The following is an 18,044-nucleotide window of genomic DNA, read 5'->3' as shown; positions in this document are numbered from 1 at the left end:
GTTTCCCTTAGTGGGCCTGGTCGTCGCTAACAGATGACTGCAGTGCCTGGGCGAAAGATTTGGCGATCGCCTGACGCTGAGCCGGAGCAACGCTGGTATTGATAAGGTTGGTGACCATATTTCCCAGTACCATCAGGGAGAGATCGGTCGGCGTTTTGTGTTTTTCCAGTACGTTGACCAGCTCACTGAGCAATTGTTCAACGTGTTCATCACTGTAGCGGGAATGTTGTGGCATAAATCAAAATCAGTCTGTTGATAAGAGGGCAACATATTACCGTAGCAACAGCTTTTTTTCCCCTTTTTTATCTTCTGTTGCACACATGCGTTGGTGGTTGTTGCACACATGCGTTGGTGGTGGTTGAATACCGCCCGGTCTAAAAGGAGAGTTTATCATGAGTCTGGAAATCAACCAGATTGCCTTGCACCAGCTTATCAAGCGTGATGAGCAAACCCTTGAGGTGGTGCTGCGCGATTCGTTACTTGAACCAACGCCTACCGTTGTAGAGATGATGGCGGAGTTACACCGCGTCTACAGCGCAAAAAATAAAGCCTATGGCCTGTTCAGCGAAGAGAGCGAACTGGCTGATAGCCTGCGCCTGCAGCGTCAGGGCGAAGAAGATTTCCTGGCGTTCAGCCGCGCGGCAACCGGTCGTTTGCGTGATGAACTGGCGAAATACCCGTTTGCTGACGGCGGTATCGTGCTGTTCTGCCACTACCGTTACCTGGCGGTGGAGTATTTACTGGTCACGGTGCTGAACAACTTAAGCAGCATGCGCGTCAATGAGCAACTGGACATCAGCTCCACGCACTATCTCGATATCAATCATGCGGATATCGTCGCGCGTATCGATTTGACCGAATGGGAAACCAACCCGGAATCCACCCGTTATCTGACCTTCCTGAAAGGCCGCGTGGGCCGCAAGGTGGCCGATTTCTTCATGGACTTCCTCGGCGCGAGCGAAGGGCTGAACGCGAAAGCGCAGAACAAAGGTCTGCTGCAGGCGGTGGATGACTTCACCTCAGAAGCGCAGCTCGACAAATCCGAGCGCCAGAACGTGCGTCAGCAGGTTTACAGCTACTGTAACGAACAGCTTCAGGCGGGTGAGGAGATTGAACTGGAGTCGCTCTCTAAAGAGCTGGCGGGCGTCAGCGAAGTGAGCTTCCAGGAGTTTACCGCCGAAAAAGGCTATGAGCTTGAAGAGAGCTTCCCGGCGGATCGCAGCACGCTGCGTCAGCTGACGAAATTTGCCGGCAGCGGTGGCGGCTTAACCATCAACTTTGATGCCATGCTGCTGGGGGAACGTATCTTCTGGGATCCGGCGACCGATACGCTGACCATCAAAGGCACACCGCCGAACCTGCGCGATCAGCTGCAGCGCCGCACCGCGGGCGGTAAATAACGGCCATAAAAAAACCCCGCAGAAGCGGGGTTTTTCTCGACGAGTTTGCGATTACGCGCGAACGAAGTCGATGTGAGACAGTTTTGGCTTGAACGGGTGACGCTGAACAGCCTGAACTTTCACTTTTTCTTCTTTACCGCCAACAACGATGGTCAGAACTTCGCTGTAGAATTCAGCTTTAGTCTGCATGTTCCATACTTTGTCGTGATCCAGTTCGATTGCAACTGGAGCAGCTTCGCCACCGTAAACGATAGCCGGGAACTTGTTAGCGTTACGCAGGCGGCGGCTCGCACCCTTACCCTGCACGTTACGTACTTCTGCTTCGATAGTGAACATAGATTTCTCTCTGTATTTAAAACCCTACTACAGGCGACCCAGCAGCAGGTGAGTGTTCTGCCTCACGGATGTGAAGCGGGCGGCATTTTATACTCAAACGCCCCGCACATCAACGAAAAGTCCCGTCAGCCGCGTAATTCATTTGCCCGGCGAAAGCGGCCCTCGTAGTCAAAGACCTTTTCACGCACCTGCCAGTACTGGCCTTTTTGACGGGCAACCACGAAATCGGGATGGCGCAGAAACGCCTGCTGATGCACGATATCGGCAACCGTTATCCAGCGCAGGGGCACCCCCGGCGTGCGGGTATGCGGGCGGATAAACAGCTGCTCAAACGCCATTCGCTGGGCAGGCGTGTGTAACCTGAACCGCTCGCTGACGTCTGCGCCGTCCTCATCGTAATAGGTAATTTTTAACCATTCGCCTTTTTCGTCCGCCCCCGGCTGCAGCGCCATGCCGGAACAGCGGAGAACCAGCGCGTCTTTCAGCTTCAGCGCGGCTTTGAGCATGTCGTCCGGGTCGACCAGCACCGTGTCGCATTCCCGGCAGCGACGGGCGGCAATATCGTTTTCCGCGTTGCACTGCGGGCAGTTTTTAAAGCGGAAGCGGAAATCACACTGTTCGCGATGGCCGTCGTCATCTTCAAACCAGCCCTGGCAGCGCCGGCCAAAATGTTCAATCAGCGTGCCGTCAGCGGTGGTTTTGCCCCAGAAGGTGTTAGCGAATCCGCAGGCGGGACAAAAGACCTGAACCGGCACGTTGTCACTTTTGCCTTTCGGCGCGCCCACTTCCGGAGCGTAGAGATCGTGTGGGTTCCCGGCGTAGTCCAGGATCAGGCAGTCGGTTTTCCCCGGCGCCAGGCGCAGCCCGCGCCCGACGATCTGCTGATACAGGCTGACCGATTCGGTCGGGCGCAAAATGGCGATCAGGTCGACGTGCGGGGCATCAAAGCCGGTGGTCAGCACGGATACGTTGACCAGATAGCGGAACTGCTGCGCCTTGAAAGCCTCAATCAGCGCGTCACGCTCCGGGCCGGGGGTATCGCCGGTAATGAGCGCGGCATCGTCAGCGGGCAGCAGGCCGGTGATCTCTTTCGCGTGCTCGACGGTGGCGGCGAAAATCATTACCCCTTTGCGTGTCCGGGCGAACTCTTCAATCTGGCTGATGATATGCGGCGTGATCCGCTGCTGCTTTTTCAGCTCATGATTGAGGTCCGCTTCGCTGAACAATCCGTTGCTCTGCGCCTGGAGTCGGCTGAAGTCGTACTGCACCACGGGCATATCCAGCCGCTCGGGTGGCGTCAGATAGCCATGCTTAATCATGTACCGCAGCGGAAGCTCGTAGATGCAGTCGCTGAAAAGCGCTTTTTCGTCCCCGCGCACCATGCCGTGATAGTGGAAACGGTAGATCCAGCCTTTGCCCAGGCGAAAGGGGGTCGCGGTCAGCCCGAGCAGGCGAATCTGCGGGTTTACCGTTTTCAGATGCGTCAGGATCTGCTGATACTGGCTGTCGTCGTCATCGCTGATGCGGTGGCACTCGTCGACGATCAGCAGTGAAAACTCGCTGCGAAACTGCTCCAGGTTACGGGCAACCGACTGCACGCTACCAAACACCACTTTACCGTGGCTCTCTTTGCGTTTCAGCCCGGCGGCGAAGATGTCGGCGTCCAGCCCGAGCGCACAATATTTGGCGTGGTTCTGCGCCACCAGTTCTTTGACGTGCGCCAGCACCAGCACGCGCCCGCGCGCCAGACGTGCCAGCTCGGCAATCACCAGGCTTTTGCCCGCGCCGGTGGGGAGCACAATGGCCGCGGGCGTTGTGTGTTTTCGAAACCAGGCCAGGGTGGCGTCAACGGCTTCCTGCTGATAGGGGCGGAGTGTGAAAGTCATGAGGTCTCGGTTTAGTTATTTCGCATAGAGTATGCCACGAAACTTTTTCCCTTGAGTGGCGCAACCAGACCATTATACTGAACCGTTCTTGACTGCTTCTTTTTCGGGCGCGTTGTCCGACTTCCAGCACCATTAAGGCTAAAAAGATTTCATGCGACTTGATAAGTTTATCGCTCAGCAACTCGGCGTAAGCCGCGCTATTGCAGGGCGCGAGATACGCGCCAGCCGCGTTACCGTGGATGGCGACATTGTGAAAGATACGGCGTTCAAACTCCAGCCTGAACATCAGGTAGAGTATGACGGTAACACGCTTACCCAGCAGAACGGCCCGCGCTACTTCATGCTCCACAAGCCGGAAGGCTACGTCTGCTCAACGGACGACCCCGATCACCCGACGGTGCTCTATTTTCTGGATGAGCCGGTCGCGCACAAGCTGCACGCCGCCGGTCGTCTGGATATCGACACCACCGGTCTGGTACTGATGACCGATGACGGCCAGTGGTCGCACCGCATTACCTCTCCGCGCCACCACTGCGAGAAGACCTACCTGGTTACGCTGGAGTCGCCGGTGGCGGACGATACGGCAGAACACTTTGCGAAAGGCGTTCAACTGCACAATGAAAAAGATCTCACCCGACCGGCAGTGCTGGAGGTTATCACCCCGACGGAAGTCCGTCTGACCATCAGCGAAGGGCGCTACCACCAGGTGAAACGGATGTTTGCCGCCGTGGGCAACCGGGTGGTGGGTCTGCATCGCGAGCGCATTGGCGCCATTGAACTCGATCCGGAACTTGCGCCAGGCGAATACCGCCCGCTGACGGAAGAAGAGATCGCCAGCGTAGGCGTACCTTCGCGTTAATTTCAGGAGAACCCTGTGACCACCAGGCCACACTCGTCTTTCAAAATCGTCTTCATTCTTGGCCTGCTGGCCATGCTGATGCCGCTGTCTATCGATATGTATCTCCCCGCGCTGCCAGTGATTTCCGAGCAGTTTGGCGTACCGGCGGGCAGCGCCCAGATGACGCTCAGCACCTATATTCTCGGTTTTGCTATCGGTCAGCTGCTGTACGGACCGCTGGCAGACAGCCTCGGGCGTAAACCGGTTATCCTTGGCGGGACGTTAATCTTTGCTGGTGCAGCGGTGGCCTGTGCCCTGGCGCAGACAATCGATCACCTGATCGTCATGCGCTTTTTCCACGGCCTGGCGGCGGCTGCGGCAAGCGTGGTGATTAACGCCCTGATGCGTGATATCTACCCGAAAGAAGAGTTCTCCCGCATGATGTCGTTTGTCATGCTGGTGACCACCATTGCGCCGCTGGTTGCGCCGATGGTGGGCGGCGCGGTGCTGGTGTGGTTCAACTGGCATGCGATTTTCTGGATCCTGGCCATTGCCGCGCTGCTGGCGTCGGCGATGATTTTCTTCTTTATTGATGAAACGCTGCCCGTTGAGCGTCGGCAGAAGTTCCACATCCGTACCACGCTCGGGAACTTCGCTTCGCTGTTCCGCCACAAGCGCGTGCTCAGCTACATGCTGGCAAGCGGCTTCAGCTTCGCCGGAATGTTCTCGTTCCTGAGCGCCGGGCCGTTTGTCTACATTGAGCTGAACCACGTCTCCCCGCAGCACTTTGGCTATTACTTCGCGCTGAACATCGTGTTCCTGTTTGTGATGACTATCATTAACAGCCGCTTCGTACGGCGCGTTGGGGCGTTGAATATGTTCCGCGCCGGGCTGTGGATCCAGTTTGTGATGGCGATATGGCTGGTGGTGAGTGCCTTCTTTGGCGTCGGTTTCTGGGCGCTGGTGATAGGGGTTGCGGCGTTTGTCGGCTGTGTGTCGATGATCTCCTCCAATGCGATGGCGGTGATCCTCGACGAGTTTCCCCATATGGCGGGGACGGCATCGTCGCTGGCGGGGACCTTCCGCTTCGGCATCGGCGCGATTGTGGGGGCCCTGCTTTCGCTGGCGACCTTTAACACGGCCTGGCCGATGCTCTGGGCGATCGCTTTCTGCGCTACAAGCTCGGTTCTTTTTTACCTGTACGCCAGCCGGTCGCGAAAAGTCGCGAACTAGCGCACAAATAAGGCCCAACTCGGGCCTTTTTTTTGACACATGTCAACCAAACCCCCGTTCGTTTACCCTCTGTTTGTTTCTTTTATGTAAAATCTATTTGTGTAAAAAGTCACATCATTGTATTTAAAAAGGTTGAGTTAGATCGCAGAAACGGGTACATATAGCCCCGACGCGAGGCTGCCACTCCTATAAAAAGCACTGAACAGTGCAGGTTAGCGATGATGTGTTACTATAAATGTAAATAAATTGTGAAGTAAATTTTGCTTCCGGGGAACGAACGTGAATACATTACAACTCTCCATTGTCCATCGCTTGCCCCAGAGCTATCGCTGGTCGGCGGGTTTTGCAGGTTCAAAAGTTGAACCGATTCCGCAAAGTGGTAAAGAGTGCGAGAATTGTCTGGTTGCGCTTAAGCTGCTAAGCCCGAGCGATGAAAACGCATGGCCGGTAATGGAACGTCTTAGCCAGGCGTTGACGGATATCGAAGTGGTCAGCTCCGTGCTGGAGTGCGAAGGCGAGCCTTGCCTGTTCGTCAACAGTCAGGACGAATTTGCCGCCACTTGTCGTCTGAAAAACTTTGGCGTGGCGATTGCCGAGCCTTTCTCTGGTCACTATCCCTTCTAAGCGCTAGTCTGCCTGCAGCAGCTGGCGCGTATAGTTTTGCGTTGGCGCGGCGAAAATGCGTTGGCACTCCCCCTGCTCGACAACCTCTCCCTGACGAAGCACAATCACCTGATGGCACAGCGCCCGCACCACCTGTAAATCATGACTGATGAAGATATAGGCAAGGCGGTGCTTTTCCTGCAAGTCTTTTAGCAGCGCCAGGATCTGCGCCTGCACCGTTCTGTCGAGTGAAGACGTTGGCTCATCAAGAATGATCAGCTCCGGTTTTAAGATAAGCGCGCGGGCTATCGCAATGCGCTGGCGCTGTCCGCCGGAAAATTCAGACGGGTAGCGATGCCGCGTGTCAGGATCCAGGCCTACCTCCACCATCACGCGCATCACGTCGTCTTCGCGCTGCCGGGTCGTCAGTTCAGGGCGATGAACGCGCAGCCCCTCTTCGATGATTTGCAACACGCTCAGGCGTGGGTTGAGCGACGAGTTCGGATCCTGAAAAACAACCTGCATACGCGGACGCACGGGAAGCATCTGGCGACGGTTCCAGTCGTGCAGTGGCATACCGTCGAAAATAATATCCCCCCGTGAGGCAATTAAGCGCAGCAGCGCCAGGCCGGTGGTGCTTTTACCCGAGCCTGACTCGCCAACCAGCCCGAGCGATTCCCCCGGTCGCAGCGAAAAACTGACGTTTTTTAGCACGATTGTATGGTCAACGACGCGCCGCAGTATGCCTTTGCGCACCGGAAACGAGACGGCGAGATCCTTCACCTGCAGTAACGGCACGCTGTCTGCGCTCAGGGGAACCGGGTCGCCTGACGGTTCGCTATCCAGCAGGCGCTGCGTATACGGGTGCTGTGGAGCACTGAGCAGGGCGGCGGCGCGGTTTTGCTCAACGCAGCGTCCGTTTTGCATAACGGCCACGCTGTCCGCCAGCTTTTTCACAATGCTCAGGTTGTGGGTGATAAACAGCAGGCTCATGTTCAGCTCGTCACGCAGCTCGCGCAGCAGGTGCAGGATCTGCGCCTGCACCGTGACGTCAAGAGCGGTTGTCGGCTCATCGGCAATCAGCAGTTCCGGGCGGGTGAGCAGGGCCATGGCGATCATCACGCGCTGGCGCTCACCGCCGGAGAGCTGGTGGGGATAATCGCTTAGCCGTTTGGCCGCGTGACGTATGCCGGTACGCTCAAGGCAGTCCAGGATCTCTCCTCGCGCCGCCTCTTTACGCATGCCCCGGTGCAGGGACAGCACTTCATAAAGCTGTTTTTCCAGGGTGTGCAGCGGGTTGAGCGACACCATCGGTTCCTGAAAAATCATGGCAATTTTATTGCCGCGGATCCCGCGCAGGGTCTGCTCATCGGCGTGCAGCAGCGAGCTGCCGTGAAACAGAATATCGCCCTGCGGATAACTGACCGGCGGGGATGGGAGCAGGCGCAGCACCGAGAGCGCCGAAACGCTCTTGCCGGAACCGGACTCGCCCACCAGCGCCAGGGTTTCACCGCGCTGGATCTGCAAAGACAAATCCGTGACCACCGTGCGCGTTTCGCCCTGCCTGGAAAACGCAATCGACAGGTGATCAATACTCAGAAGAGGCTGCGTCATCTTATACCGCCTTGTTAGGATCAAACGCGTCGCGCACGGCTTCGCCAATGAAGATCAGCAGCGAGAGCAATATAGCCACCGAGAGGAAGGCGGTGATGCCCAGCCACGGCGCCTGAAGATTATTCTTGCCCTGCAGCAGCAGTTCGCCGAGCGATGGGGAGCCGGGCGGTAACCCGAACCCGAGAAAATCAAGCGAGGTCAGGGTGGTAATGGAGCTGCACAAAATAAACGGCAGGAAGGTGAGGGTCGCCACCACGGCGTTGGGCAGCATATGGCGGAAGATGATCCCGCTGTCGCTCACGCCCAGAACCTGGGCGGCGCGGATGTAGTCGTAATTGCGGGTTCGCAGAAACTCCGCGCGCACCACGCCCACCAGCGCCATCCAGCCAAACAGAACGGTGATCCCCAGCAGCCACCAGAAGTTTGGCTGGACCACGCTTGAAAGCAGAATAATTAAAAACAGGGTCGGCATGCCGGACCAGACCTCAATGATACGCTGGCCCCAGAGATCGACCTTGCCCCCGTAATAGCCCTGAATGGCGCCCGCCACGACGCCCATGACGCTGGAAAACAGCGTCAGCATCAGCCCAAAGAGGATCGAGATCCGCGTGCCATAGAGGATGCGCGCCAGCACATCACCGCCGTTGGCATCGGTGCCCAGCCAGTTTTGCCGGGAGGGTGGAGAAGGGAAGGGGGTCTGGGTGGCGTAATTGATGCTGTTTGCGCCAAAGCGAATCGGTGCCCACAGCGCCCAGCCGTGCTGCTCGATATGCTGACGCAGCCAGGGATCCTGATATTGCGCCGGTGTGGCAAAGGGCCCGCCAAAATCGCTTTCGCTGTAGTTAGCCAGCACGGGCACGTACCAGCGGTCGTTGAAGTGCACCAGCAAGGGTTTATCGTTGGCAATCAGCTCCGAACACATGCTCAACGCGAACAGCACGGCGAAGATCCACAATGACCAATAGCCGCGGCGGTTATGACGAAAGCGCGCCCAGCGGGCCTGATTAACGGGGCTTAAGTGCGGCATCAGCGGCCCTCAAAGTCGATGCGGGGATCGACCAGCGTATAGCTGATATCGCTAATGATATTCAGCAGCAGGCCAATCAGGGTGAAGATGTAGAGTGTGCCAAACATCACCGGATAATCGCGAGAGACGGTCGCTTCGTAGCCCAGCAGCCCCAGGCCATTCAGGGAGAACATCACCTCTATCAGCAGCGAACCGGTAAAAAACATGCTGATGAAGGTGGCCGGAAAGCCTGCAATCACCAGCAGCATGGCGTTGCGGAAAACGTGTTTCCACATGATCTGCTTTTCACCGACGCCCTTGGCGCGCGCGGTGACCACGTACTGTTTGCGGATCTCATCGAGAAACGCATTTTTGGTCAGCATCGTCAGCGCCGCAAAGCCGCCAATCACCGTCGCCAGCACCGGCAAAGTGATATGCCAGAAATAGTCGGTGATTTTTTTATACCACGGCAGGGTGCTGAAGTCGGCTGACACCAGCCCGCGAAGCGGAAAGATATCGAAGTAACTGCCGCCAGCGAAAAAGACAATCAGCAGCACGGCAAACAAAAACGCCGGGATCGCATAGCCCACAATGATGAACGTGCTGCTCCAGATATCAAAGCGGCTGCCGTTGTGGACCGCTTTACGGATCCCCAGCGGAATCGACACCAGGTAGATGATCAGCGTCCCCCACAGACCCAGCGTGACCGACACCGGCAGGCTCTGCTTAATCAGGGTCAGGACCGAGGCGCTGCGAAACAGGCTGTCGCCAAAATCAAAACGTACGTAGTTCCAGAGCATGGTGAAATAACGCTCGTGCAGCGGCTTATCAAAGCCGTAGCGCTGGGTGATCTCGGCGATCACCTCCGGATCCAGCCCGCGCCCGCCCCGGTAATGGCTGTCGCTGATATTACCCACGCCGGTTCTTGCATGGCTTGCGCCTAAACCTTCACCGCCGCCGCCCGGTATCGCGCCGCTGTTGCCAAATTCCACCGCCGCGATCGCTTGATCCACCGGGCCGCCGGGCGCAATTTGCACGATAAAAAAGTTGATGGTGATGATGGCCCACAGCGTTGGAATAACCAGCAGCAGACGACGGATCAGATAAGCACCCATGGTTATTCCTTAGCGCCGCTCGGCAGGGAGCTTCGCGGCCTTATTCACGTCATACCACCAGGTATCAAAACCCAGTGAATAAATGGGGCGCACGGACGGCAGGGAGAATTTATCCCAGCGGGCCGTACGATCTTCACCCATGTACCACATCGGCAGCATGTAATAGTTCCAGGTTAACACCCGGTCAAGCGCCCGGCCCAGGGGCAGCAGTTTGTCTTTATCGCCCTGTGCCGCAATAATTTTGGCGATGAGGGCATCGATGGCCGGGCTTTTCACCCCTGGCGCGTTATAGCTCGAGTCAATATAGCTCGAGGCCCAGGCGATCTGCAGGTCGCTGCTCGGCCAGGGCTGAGCGGACCACAGGCGCTGCATCATATCGTAATCACGGCTGCGCATGCGGTTGGTGATCTGCGCATTATCCACCTGACGAATATTCAGGGTCACGCCCAGGCGTTCAAGGTTCTGTTTAAACGGCATCACCCACTGGTTATCAGCACCCGAGGAGAGCAGCAGCTCAAAGCTCAGCGGTTTCCCGGTTTTTTCGTTGATCCGCTTTTGATTTTTAAGCGGCCAGCCCGCCGCATCCAGCAACCGGCTGGCCTTCAGGAGGTTATCGCGATCGAAGCCATTGCCGTCCGACACCGGCGGGGTAAAGACGGAGGTAAACACCTCGGGAGGCAGTTCAGCTTTCAGCGGGGCCAGCAGGACCAGCTCGTCCGCATTGGGATAATCGCGGGCGGCATATTCCGTATTCTGGAAATAACTGTTGGCGCGGCTGTAGGCACCGTAAAAGAGCGCTTTGTTCATCCATTCAAAATCAAACGCCAGGGTTATCGCCTCGCGGACCCGTCGGTCGGCAAAGACCGGGCGCTGGATATTAAATGCCAGCCAGCGCGTGTCCTGGGCAGACTCATTTTTGTGTTCGTCTTTGACGATGTACTTTTTAGCGAAGTTCTTGCCGATGTAGCGGGTCGCCCAGTTCTTGGCGCTGCTCTCAAGGCGTAAATCAAAGGCACCGGCTTTGAACGCCTCAAACGCGACGTTATCGTCCAGGTAGTAATCGTAGCGGATGGTATCGAAGTTCCAGCGCCCGCGGTTGACGGGCAGATCGGCGGCCCAGTAGTCTTTGACGCGGGAATAGACCAGATACTGACCCATCCGCCAGGCGGTAATGCGGTAGGGGCCACCCGCCAGCGGAGGCACGGAGAGCGGATCGCTGAGCTTATGGTTCTTCCAGAAGGATTCCGGCATCACCGGCAGGGAGAACAGGCTCAGCATGTTCTCTTTATTCGGCTCGCTCAGTTCGATACGCACGGTAAGCGGTGCGATGGCCTTAATGGTGGTGCCTTTATATACCAGGCGAAACTGCGGCACGCCCTCGGTCATAAACTTATGGAACGTGAAGGCGATGTCGCTGGCTTTTACCGGCGTGCCGTCATGAAAGCGTGCGCGGGGGTTAATCGACACTTCAGCCCAGGCAAAATCATCTGCATAACGGACATTGTCCGCCACCAGAGGATAGTAGCTGCCCGGTTCGTCGTCGGAGGTAACAAAAAGGGTATCGTAGAGCGATTCGGTGCGCGCAGCCGCCACGCCGCGCAGCGCGTAGCGGTTAAAGTTATCGAAGGTGCCGGTGGCGGAAAGGGTGACGTTTCCCCCTTTTGGCGCGGCGGGGTTGACGTAATCAAAGTGGGTGAAGTTAACGGCATATTTCGGCTCGCCGATGACGGCAAACGCGCTGCTCTCTTTGATTGTCTGTGCCTGAGCGGGCAGGCACAGGAATGCCACTAGCATCAGTATTACGCGCATCACCATCGGCCGCGGTCCCTCTTTGTATCGAATGGCTCAGATAAGCTGAATAATAAGTGACGCCGACGCGATTGTGAAATTATTCGCGGGGTTGCGGCTTATCCGGCGTCCACTGGCTGAATTGCTCCAGCGGCATCGGACGGCTAATCCAGTAGCCCTGCAGGAAGTTCACTCCGTGCTCCCGCAGCCAGGCCGCCTGCTCGGGGGTTTCCACACCTTCCGCGACGGTGGACATGTTTAACCGCCTCGCCAGCGTCAGCACCGCATCAAGCACGGGGGAGGTCACGGTTTCTGTCCCAATGGCGTTAACAAAGCCGCGGTCGATTTTGATATAGTCCATGGTGAAACGCTCAAGGTAGATAAGCGCGCTGTGCCCGGTCCCGAAGTCGTCGATGGCTATCTCAAACCCTTCGTTGTGCAGCCACTCAAACAGCGTATTGGCCTGATGATGGTTGATCATATCGCGCTCGGTAATCTCCAGTACGGTCTGGAAATGATGTGGAGGCAGCAGGCTGGTAAAGGTACGCATATCGTCTTTAAAGCTGTCGGCGTGCAGGTGCCCTGGCGCGATGTTGATCCCGAGCTTCGCGCCGGGCGGTAAAAGCGTTTGTAAAACCGGCGCATCGCGAATAATCAGGTCGAAAAGATGCAGCGTCAGCGGGACGATCAGCTTCTGGGCTTCGGCAAAGTTGATAAAGGCGTCAGGCGGGATTTCGCCCATGGTGGGGTGCTTCCAGCGCATCAGCACCTCTACGCCGCGCATTTTAAGCTCTTTCGCATCCACCACCGGTTGATAGACCACGTAGAACTGACCTGCCTTGATGGCGGTTAAAATCTCTTTACCCGGGTTCTGGCGAATGGTCAGGATGTAGAAGTTAAGGGAGCCTCCCGCAATCCCGCAGACCAGGCCGAAAAACAGGGCGAAGAGCATTTCATCCGTGGTCCAGGCTTGCGCATACATTTTGATGGTGATCGGCACGGCCTTAAGCGTGGCGGTGCGGGCCGGATGTTGATTCAGGTCGTGCGCGTTGACCAGGTTCGGGGACATGGTGGATAACGCTTTATCGCCAATGACGACGGCAATCCCCGTGAATGCGTCCTGACGTGAGGTGTAGAGCAGGTAGGGGGCCAGGTTGAGGTTCACCGAGGTAAACACGCCGCCGTCTTTCACCAGCGGATTTCGATGCCAGATGGCGATCGCCGGCTTGTTGGGGAGCATGGGCGTCCCTGGCAAAAGGGCCATATCGATCTGCTTAGTGATATTCAGGTCAGGAATGAGTTCCTGCATGGGGACCTGCATAGGCCCGGTTGCGGATGAGCAAAACGCATTGCTGTCCCGGACCAGCAAAAAGGCGCGTACGTTGATACTAAAGGCCGCGCGCGAGGTCAGCTCGCCGCTCACATCATGGCAGTTGCTCAGCGTGAGCGGCTGAAGCACATCGATAGCGGTTTTCAGCTCGCCGAAATACCCCTCCATGTACACGCTCAGGTCTGAAATTAAGGTATCAAACTTGGCCTGTCGCTTCTGATAGCTCCAGAAAAACTGTATCGAACCCATAAGAAGGGCGATGAAAAGGCCTGTCAGGATACTGAGGATCGCTATTTTGCGATTGCTGAAAAAGTAGCGGGTAAACATAGACGTCGTGCTTCCTGAATGGCCGCTGAATGTGTTCAGTGTAACGGGCAAAAAAAAACACTGCCGAAGCAGTGCCTTTCTTTATCGTATCGCCAGCCAAGGGATAACTCACGATACAACAGTTATATTAACTGCGGGTCAAAACTCGGCGCGCTTCGTTGTAGCGCTTCTTCCAGTATGGCTCGTTCATGCTGGAGATGGTCACACCGCTGCTGGTGGAGGCATGAACAAACTGATCGTTACCGATATAAATGCCCACATGTCGGCCGGTCGATCCTGCTTTGAACAGGACTAAATCACCGGTACGCAGTTTGGTGCGTGAAATCGACTTGCCCATCACCTGCTGTTCATAGGTTGAACGCGGGAGGTCTAACCCAAATTGCTCGCGGAAGGTACGCTGTACGAAACCGGAACAATCAATGCCTTTCTTGGTGCTGCCGCCCAGACGATAACGCACGCCTTTCCAGTCAGCATACTGGTCCATAATACGGGACTTCACGTCCAGATTACGTACCATATTTTCAAATTCATCCTGAGAGGCTTGCAGTGAAGAGGAATCTTCCATTCCCACAACACGCGTCTCAGGATGCATATTCTTCGCGGTGTTCGTTGTGCTACATGCTGAAAGCAGTACCGCCACTGCAATCGCCGGGATCCCCCGCAAGATATATCTCAAAATCGGTTGAGATTTGACCATGTTGTTTATTATCCCTTGAAGTCCTTAACGAAAAAATCGTTATAAAAAATGCCAAACGTGACGAGACTAATTACCTGCGCACAATCAGACAATTCTTTATGGCCAAATCTGTGGCTCAGCGCACAAATTTATTCACCACAGTAATAATTATCTTTGTGGGGCAAAACGAGTCTGAGATTACCCGATTGCAAGGGCTATTGCGAGCAAAAATACCCTTTTTTTTATAAGAAAAAGTGATACAGAAAGTGAATAACCGCAATAGCGCAAAATGCCGTCAATGTTGCTGCTTAAATGCGCAATTCATTCATTTCTAACATGAATATGATGACGATAATATGACAGCCAGACAGGCGAAAGGGGGAGACGCATCAGGGATCCCAAACGATCCCTGATGGATGATGATAATTTAGGTTAGGTATTTGTTTTAATTTTGTTGCTATTTCCGGGCAGGTAACGATCGAAAAGCGCAATTAAACGGTCGCTTAAGGGGGTCATTAAGCACCATGGCACCCCAATGAGCACCGCCGTCAGGGAGCCAACGGCAATATCGGTAAACCAGTGCGCACCAATCATAACGCGCGGGAAGGCAAATATCACGACGATGGCCAGAGCAATGGCAAAGGCTTTTTTACCGAAATAACGCAGCATGAAGGCGGAGAAAATAAGCAGCATCATGCCGTGATCGCCAGGGAAACTGTCTTTCGACGCGTCTTTTGTCGAAATATGCAGCAATTCACTCACACGGTAAATATTCGGGAACGAAAGGGAGGGGCTTGCGCGTTTAACCGGCATCAGATGCTGCGCCAGCTGGTTGATCACCACCGCCGTCAGCAGCATCACCAGACCCATCATTATGATACGACGACGCCCTGTTTTGTCCTCTTTCAGCCAGAAGGAGAGCATTAAACAGCCCATCGCCAGCAGCGAGCAACCGTCAAAGGCACGGTTATTGGTAATCGCTACCAGCCATAAAAACGCCTTACTTTTTACCAGTTCCTGATTAAAGAAATGGAAAATGCTGGAATCCAGCGGGAACCACAGGCCGTGGTTCACCGGAAGATACCAGGATAAAAAGAGCGCCAGCCCGGCGGCGTTCAGCAGTAATATCTGGGGGTATCGAGTCGTCATAGTCTTCAGCATAGTGTTAAAACTGGGGCAACGTTAGCCACCCGAACTTAAACGAAGCTTCAACAGACTGGACTGGAGTGCGTTCCAGTCGGTGTTAACCGCACTAATTAACTCTATTCGGCTATCCGGCGGCGCGACGTTCTGCGTTTCGATAAAGAAGTCCTCACCCTGGCGGTTTATCCGCACCAGGCCGTCCTGCGTGCGCATCACCCCTTTTACACGCTCAACCGGGGCCAGCCTGGCCCACTCAAGGATGCCGATGGTGTCAAACTGCGTGTCGGCGTCAAAAATCCATCCGCAGGCCTGATGCCCCTGACCGCTGTTCAGGTTACGCCGCCAGCGCTGATGCTCAGGCAGGCTTAACGCCGCCAGGCCATGCTTCACGCCATGATGATGCGCATGCTCGGGGCTGGATGGCAGTTCTGTCTGATTCAGGCGAGGAAGATCGAGCAGCGCGCCATCAATGTTTCCCTGCGTGGTCTCGACACGCTGGCGTCCGCCGCCCGCGTGTTGCCACCAGGCCGCCAGTGCCGCCTGGCTCTCGGGCGTGCTGCGGTCGGATTTATTCGCCACAATGATATCTGCCGAGGCGAGCTGGTCGCGGAAGTTCTCATTGCTCAGCGTTTTTTCATCGAGCAGCTGGCGCGGGTCGAGCAGGCAAAGCGTGGCGCGCAGATCGATCCAGGGTTCATAAACCGGTGCGGTCAGTAAATCGAGAATTTGCTTCGGATGGCCCAGCCCCGTGGGTTCAATCAGCAGACGGTCGGGTTTGCCCTGACGGAGCAGCGTGTTCAGCCCCACCTGCATCGGCAGACCATTCACACAGCACATGCAGCCGCCGGGGATCTCCTTGATCATCGCACCGCTGTTGGCCAGCAGCGCGCCGTCGATACCGACTTCGCCAAATTCGTTAACCAGCACGGCCCATTTTTCGGCCGGATCTTTATTTGCCAGCAAATGCAGAATGGAGGTGGTTTTGCCGCTACCGAGGAAGCCGGTGATGAGGTTGGTTTTGGTCACGTGTGCTCCGAGAGATAATCGTAATGCTAAACCGATAATCTATCATCCTGGCGAAAAAAACGGACATTGAGAAGGGGAGGCGCGAACGGAGAGGCACCCCGTTCGCGTTAAACGCAATAATCGCTAAATATTTAACGTTTCGATAACGGCCCGGCGCGCGCCATCGCGGACGAGGCGCTGGTAGGCCTGAACGATTGCGTCCACGAACGCCGGCGTTTGCGGCAGGTCGTGGCCGAAGATCTCGTTTAGCCCCAGCAGGGCGGTGACGCGATCGGCTTCGCTGCTGGTGCTCACAATGCCACGGATTTTCTCGCTAAGCGGATCGCGAACGTCGATTGCGTTTCCCTGGTCATCCGTGCCGCTGACGTAGCGCATCCAGCCTGCCACGCCCAGCGCCAGCAGAGGCCACGCAGTGTGACGTTCAAGATGCACCCGAATGCCGTCGAGCATCCGCTGCGGCAATTTCTGGCTGCCGTCCATCGCAATCTGCCAGGTCCGGTGCTGAAGCGCCGGGTTGGCAAAACGGTCGATCAGGCTGTCGGCATAGGCGGTGAGGTCAACATCCGTAATGCGCAGGGTAGGGGCCTGCTCGTCCAGCATCAACCGGCGCGCGGCTTCACGGAAGTGCTCATCCACCATGCATTCATTAATATGCGCATAGCCCGCCAGGTAGCCAAGGTAGGCCAGAAACGAGTGGCTACCGTTCAGCATCCGCAGTTTCATTTGCTCCCAGGGCAAAACGTCCTGCACCATCTGCACGCCTGCGACCTCCCACTCTGGCCGTCCGGCGACAAAGTTATCTTCAACCACCCACTGGATAAATGGCTCACAGCTGATGGCGCAGGGATCGTCCACGCCAAGGGCCTGGGTGATTTCGGCCAGAGAGGCCTCGGTGGCGGCCGGAACAATCCGGTCGACCATGGTGCCCGGGAAGTTGACGTGCGCATCAATCCAGGCGGCAAGCTCAGGGGAGCGTTTTTGCGCCATCCCGAGCACGGCGTTTTTCACCACATGTCCGTTATCCGGGATGTTATCGCATGAGAGAACGGTAAACGGCTGCAACCCCCGTTCGCGGCGGCGATGCAGCGCTTCGACCAGAATACCCGGCGCGGAATGTGGTTCAGACGGATTTTCAAGGTCATGGACAATGCGGGCGTTTTGCGTATCCAGCCTGCCTGTAGCCGGGTCGAGGCAATAGCCTTTTTCAGTGATGGTGAGGGAAACAATCGCCACCTGGGGTTCGCAAAATTTTTCAATGATTGCCGCCAGCGAGTCGAGTTTTGCATTCAGACATTCATGCACCGCACCGACGATAATCGGCTGATTCCCGTCAGGCCCTTTCTCCAGCACGGTAAACAGATGGTCCTGGGCGCGCAGCTGGCTCATCAGCACGTCGCCGCTGAACAGGCTGATCTCGCAAATCCCCCAGTCACCCCCCTTTGCGTTCAGTACCCGGTCTGTTAACAATGCCTGATGCGCGCGATGAAACGCACCAAAGCCAAAATGGACGATGCGCGAGCGCAGTGACTGACGGTCGTAATGCGGCTGTTGAACACGGGAAGGAAGCGCGGTGGAGGCAATTGTCTTCATGAAATACACACCTGATTAACCATTAATTAACAATGCCAGTGTAAAGTTATATGACAACAAAGAGAATTGGTAAGCCGTAAATATCGCGATTATGTGAGTTTGATCAATCAATGCCGTGGGCTATATTGACCCA

The 18,044-nt window shown here is 56.1% G+C and carries 16 protein-coding genes; 4 read left to right on the top strand and 12 right to left on the bottom strand.

Annotation, left to right across the window (positions count from 1 at the left end):
• Positions 1-7 precede the first annotated feature (7 nt).
• The gene (locus tag FFS28_RS09410) at positions 8-235 is read right to left on the bottom strand and encodes a YejL family protein (protein ID WP_001135586.1); all 228 of its coding nucleotides are present in this window, start codon (positions 233-235) and stop codon (positions 8-10) included.
• 157 nt (positions 236-392) lie between these two features.
• On the opposite strand from FFS28_RS09410, the gene yejK reads away from it, so the two are divergent.
• Positions 393-1,400 carry a nucleoid-associated protein YejK gene (yejK, locus tag FFS28_RS09405; RefSeq protein ID WP_137849406.1) on the top strand — a complete coding sequence of 336 codons (1,008 nt, stop codon included), beginning with the start codon at positions 393-395 and terminating at the stop codon, positions 1,398-1,400.
• Positions 1,401-1,451: 51 nt separating this feature from the next.
• Here the strand turns inward: yejK and rplY are convergent, their stop codons facing one another.
• Both rplY and radD read right to left on the bottom strand, forming a co-directional pair.
• Entirely contained in the window at positions 1,452-1,736 is a 285-nt protein-coding gene (rplY, locus tag FFS28_RS09400) for a 50S ribosomal protein L25 (RefSeq protein WP_006176451.1), read from the bottom strand.
• 125 nt (positions 1,737-1,861) lie between these two features.
• A complete protein-coding gene (radD, locus tag FFS28_RS09395; protein WP_137849405.1) occupies positions 1,862-3,622 on the bottom strand; it encodes a DNA repair helicase RadD in 1,761 nt (586 codons plus the stop codon).
• 151 nt (positions 3,623-3,773) lie between these two features.
• On the opposite strand from radD, the gene rsuA reads away from it, so the two are divergent.
• The 3 genes from rsuA (at position 3,774) to FFS28_RS09380 (ending at position 6,317) form a co-directional block, all read left to right on the top strand.
• Entirely contained in the window at positions 3,774-4,481 is a 708-nt protein-coding gene (rsuA, locus tag FFS28_RS09390) for a 16S rRNA pseudouridine(516) synthase RsuA (RefSeq protein WP_137849404.1), read from the top strand.
• Positions 4,482-4,496: 15 nt separating this feature from the next.
• Positions 4,497-5,693 (top strand): Bcr/CflA family multidrug efflux MFS transporter, encoded by a 1,197-nt coding sequence (locus FFS28_RS09385; RefSeq protein ID WP_137849403.1) that lies wholly within the window; start codon positions 4,497-4,499, stop codon positions 5,691-5,693.
• A gap of 279 nt (positions 5,694-5,972) precedes the next feature.
• Positions 5,973-6,317 (top strand): YejG family protein, encoded by a 345-nt coding sequence (locus FFS28_RS09380; protein WP_042320285.1) that lies wholly within the window; start codon positions 5,973-5,975, stop codon positions 6,315-6,317.
• A gap of 3 nt (positions 6,318-6,320) precedes the next feature.
• Here the strand turns inward: FFS28_RS09380 and yejF are convergent, their stop codons facing one another.
• From yejF to FFS28_RS09335, 9 genes are all read right to left on the bottom strand, one after another.
• Entirely contained in the window at positions 6,321-7,910 is a 1,590-nt protein-coding gene (yejF, locus tag FFS28_RS09375) for a microcin C ABC transporter ATP-binding protein YejF (RefSeq protein WP_137849402.1), read from the bottom strand.
• Position 7,911: 1 nt separating this feature from the next.
• A complete protein-coding gene (locus tag FFS28_RS09370; protein ID WP_006176445.1) occupies positions 7,912-8,937 on the bottom strand; it encodes an ABC transporter permease in 1,026 nt (341 codons plus the stop codon).
• Entirely contained in the window at positions 8,937-10,031 is a 1,095-nt protein-coding gene (locus tag FFS28_RS09365; RefSeq protein WP_006176444.1) for a microcin C ABC transporter permease YejB, read from the bottom strand. The genes FFS28_RS09370 and FFS28_RS09365 overlap by 1 nt, the downstream gene beginning before the upstream one ends.
• Before the next feature lie 9 nt (positions 10,032-10,040).
• The gene (locus tag FFS28_RS09360) at positions 10,041-11,846 is read right to left on the bottom strand and encodes an extracellular solute-binding protein (protein ID WP_137849401.1); all 1,806 of its coding nucleotides are present in this window, start codon (positions 11,844-11,846) and stop codon (positions 10,041-10,043) included.
• Between the two features lie 73 nt (positions 11,847-11,919).
• Positions 11,920-13,476 carry a cyclic di-3',5'-guanosine monophosphate phosphodiesterase PdeN gene (gene pdeN, locus FFS28_RS09355; RefSeq protein WP_137849400.1) on the bottom strand — a complete coding sequence of 519 codons (1,557 nt, stop codon included), beginning with the start codon at positions 13,474-13,476 and terminating at the stop codon, positions 11,920-11,922.
• 127 nt (positions 13,477-13,603) lie between these two features.
• On the bottom strand, positions 13,604-14,173 hold the full coding sequence (mepS, locus tag FFS28_RS09350) for a bifunctional murein DD-endopeptidase/murein LD-carboxypeptidase (protein ID WP_006176441.1): 570 nt from the start codon (positions 14,171-14,173) through the stop codon (positions 13,604-13,606).
• A gap of 411 nt (positions 14,174-14,584) precedes the next feature.
• Entirely contained in the window at positions 14,585-15,301 is a 717-nt protein-coding gene (locus tag FFS28_RS09345) for a phosphatase PAP2 family protein (RefSeq protein ID WP_137849399.1), read from the bottom strand.
• A 33-nt stretch (positions 15,302-15,334) separates the two neighbouring features.
• A complete protein-coding gene (locus FFS28_RS09340) occupies positions 15,335-16,321 on the bottom strand; it encodes a CobW family GTP-binding protein (protein ID WP_006176438.1) in 987 nt (328 codons plus the stop codon).
• Positions 16,322-16,444: 123 nt separating this feature from the next.
• Positions 16,445-17,911, bottom strand: coding sequence for a mannitol dehydrogenase family protein (locus tag FFS28_RS09335; protein ID WP_137849398.1), 1,467 nt, complete (start codon positions 17,909-17,911; stop codon positions 16,445-16,447).
• Positions 17,912-18,044: the final 133 nt, after the last annotated feature.

The sequence above is a fragment of the Enterobacter sp. 2VL genome (assembly GCF_005503595.1).
Classification (GTDB): Bacteria; Pseudomonadota; Gammaproteobacteria; order Enterobacterales; family Enterobacteriaceae; genus Enterobacter; species Enterobacter cancerogenus.
The sequence above is the reverse complement of the archived record's forward strand: the minus strand, read 5'-3'. Positions and strand labels throughout refer to the sequence as shown.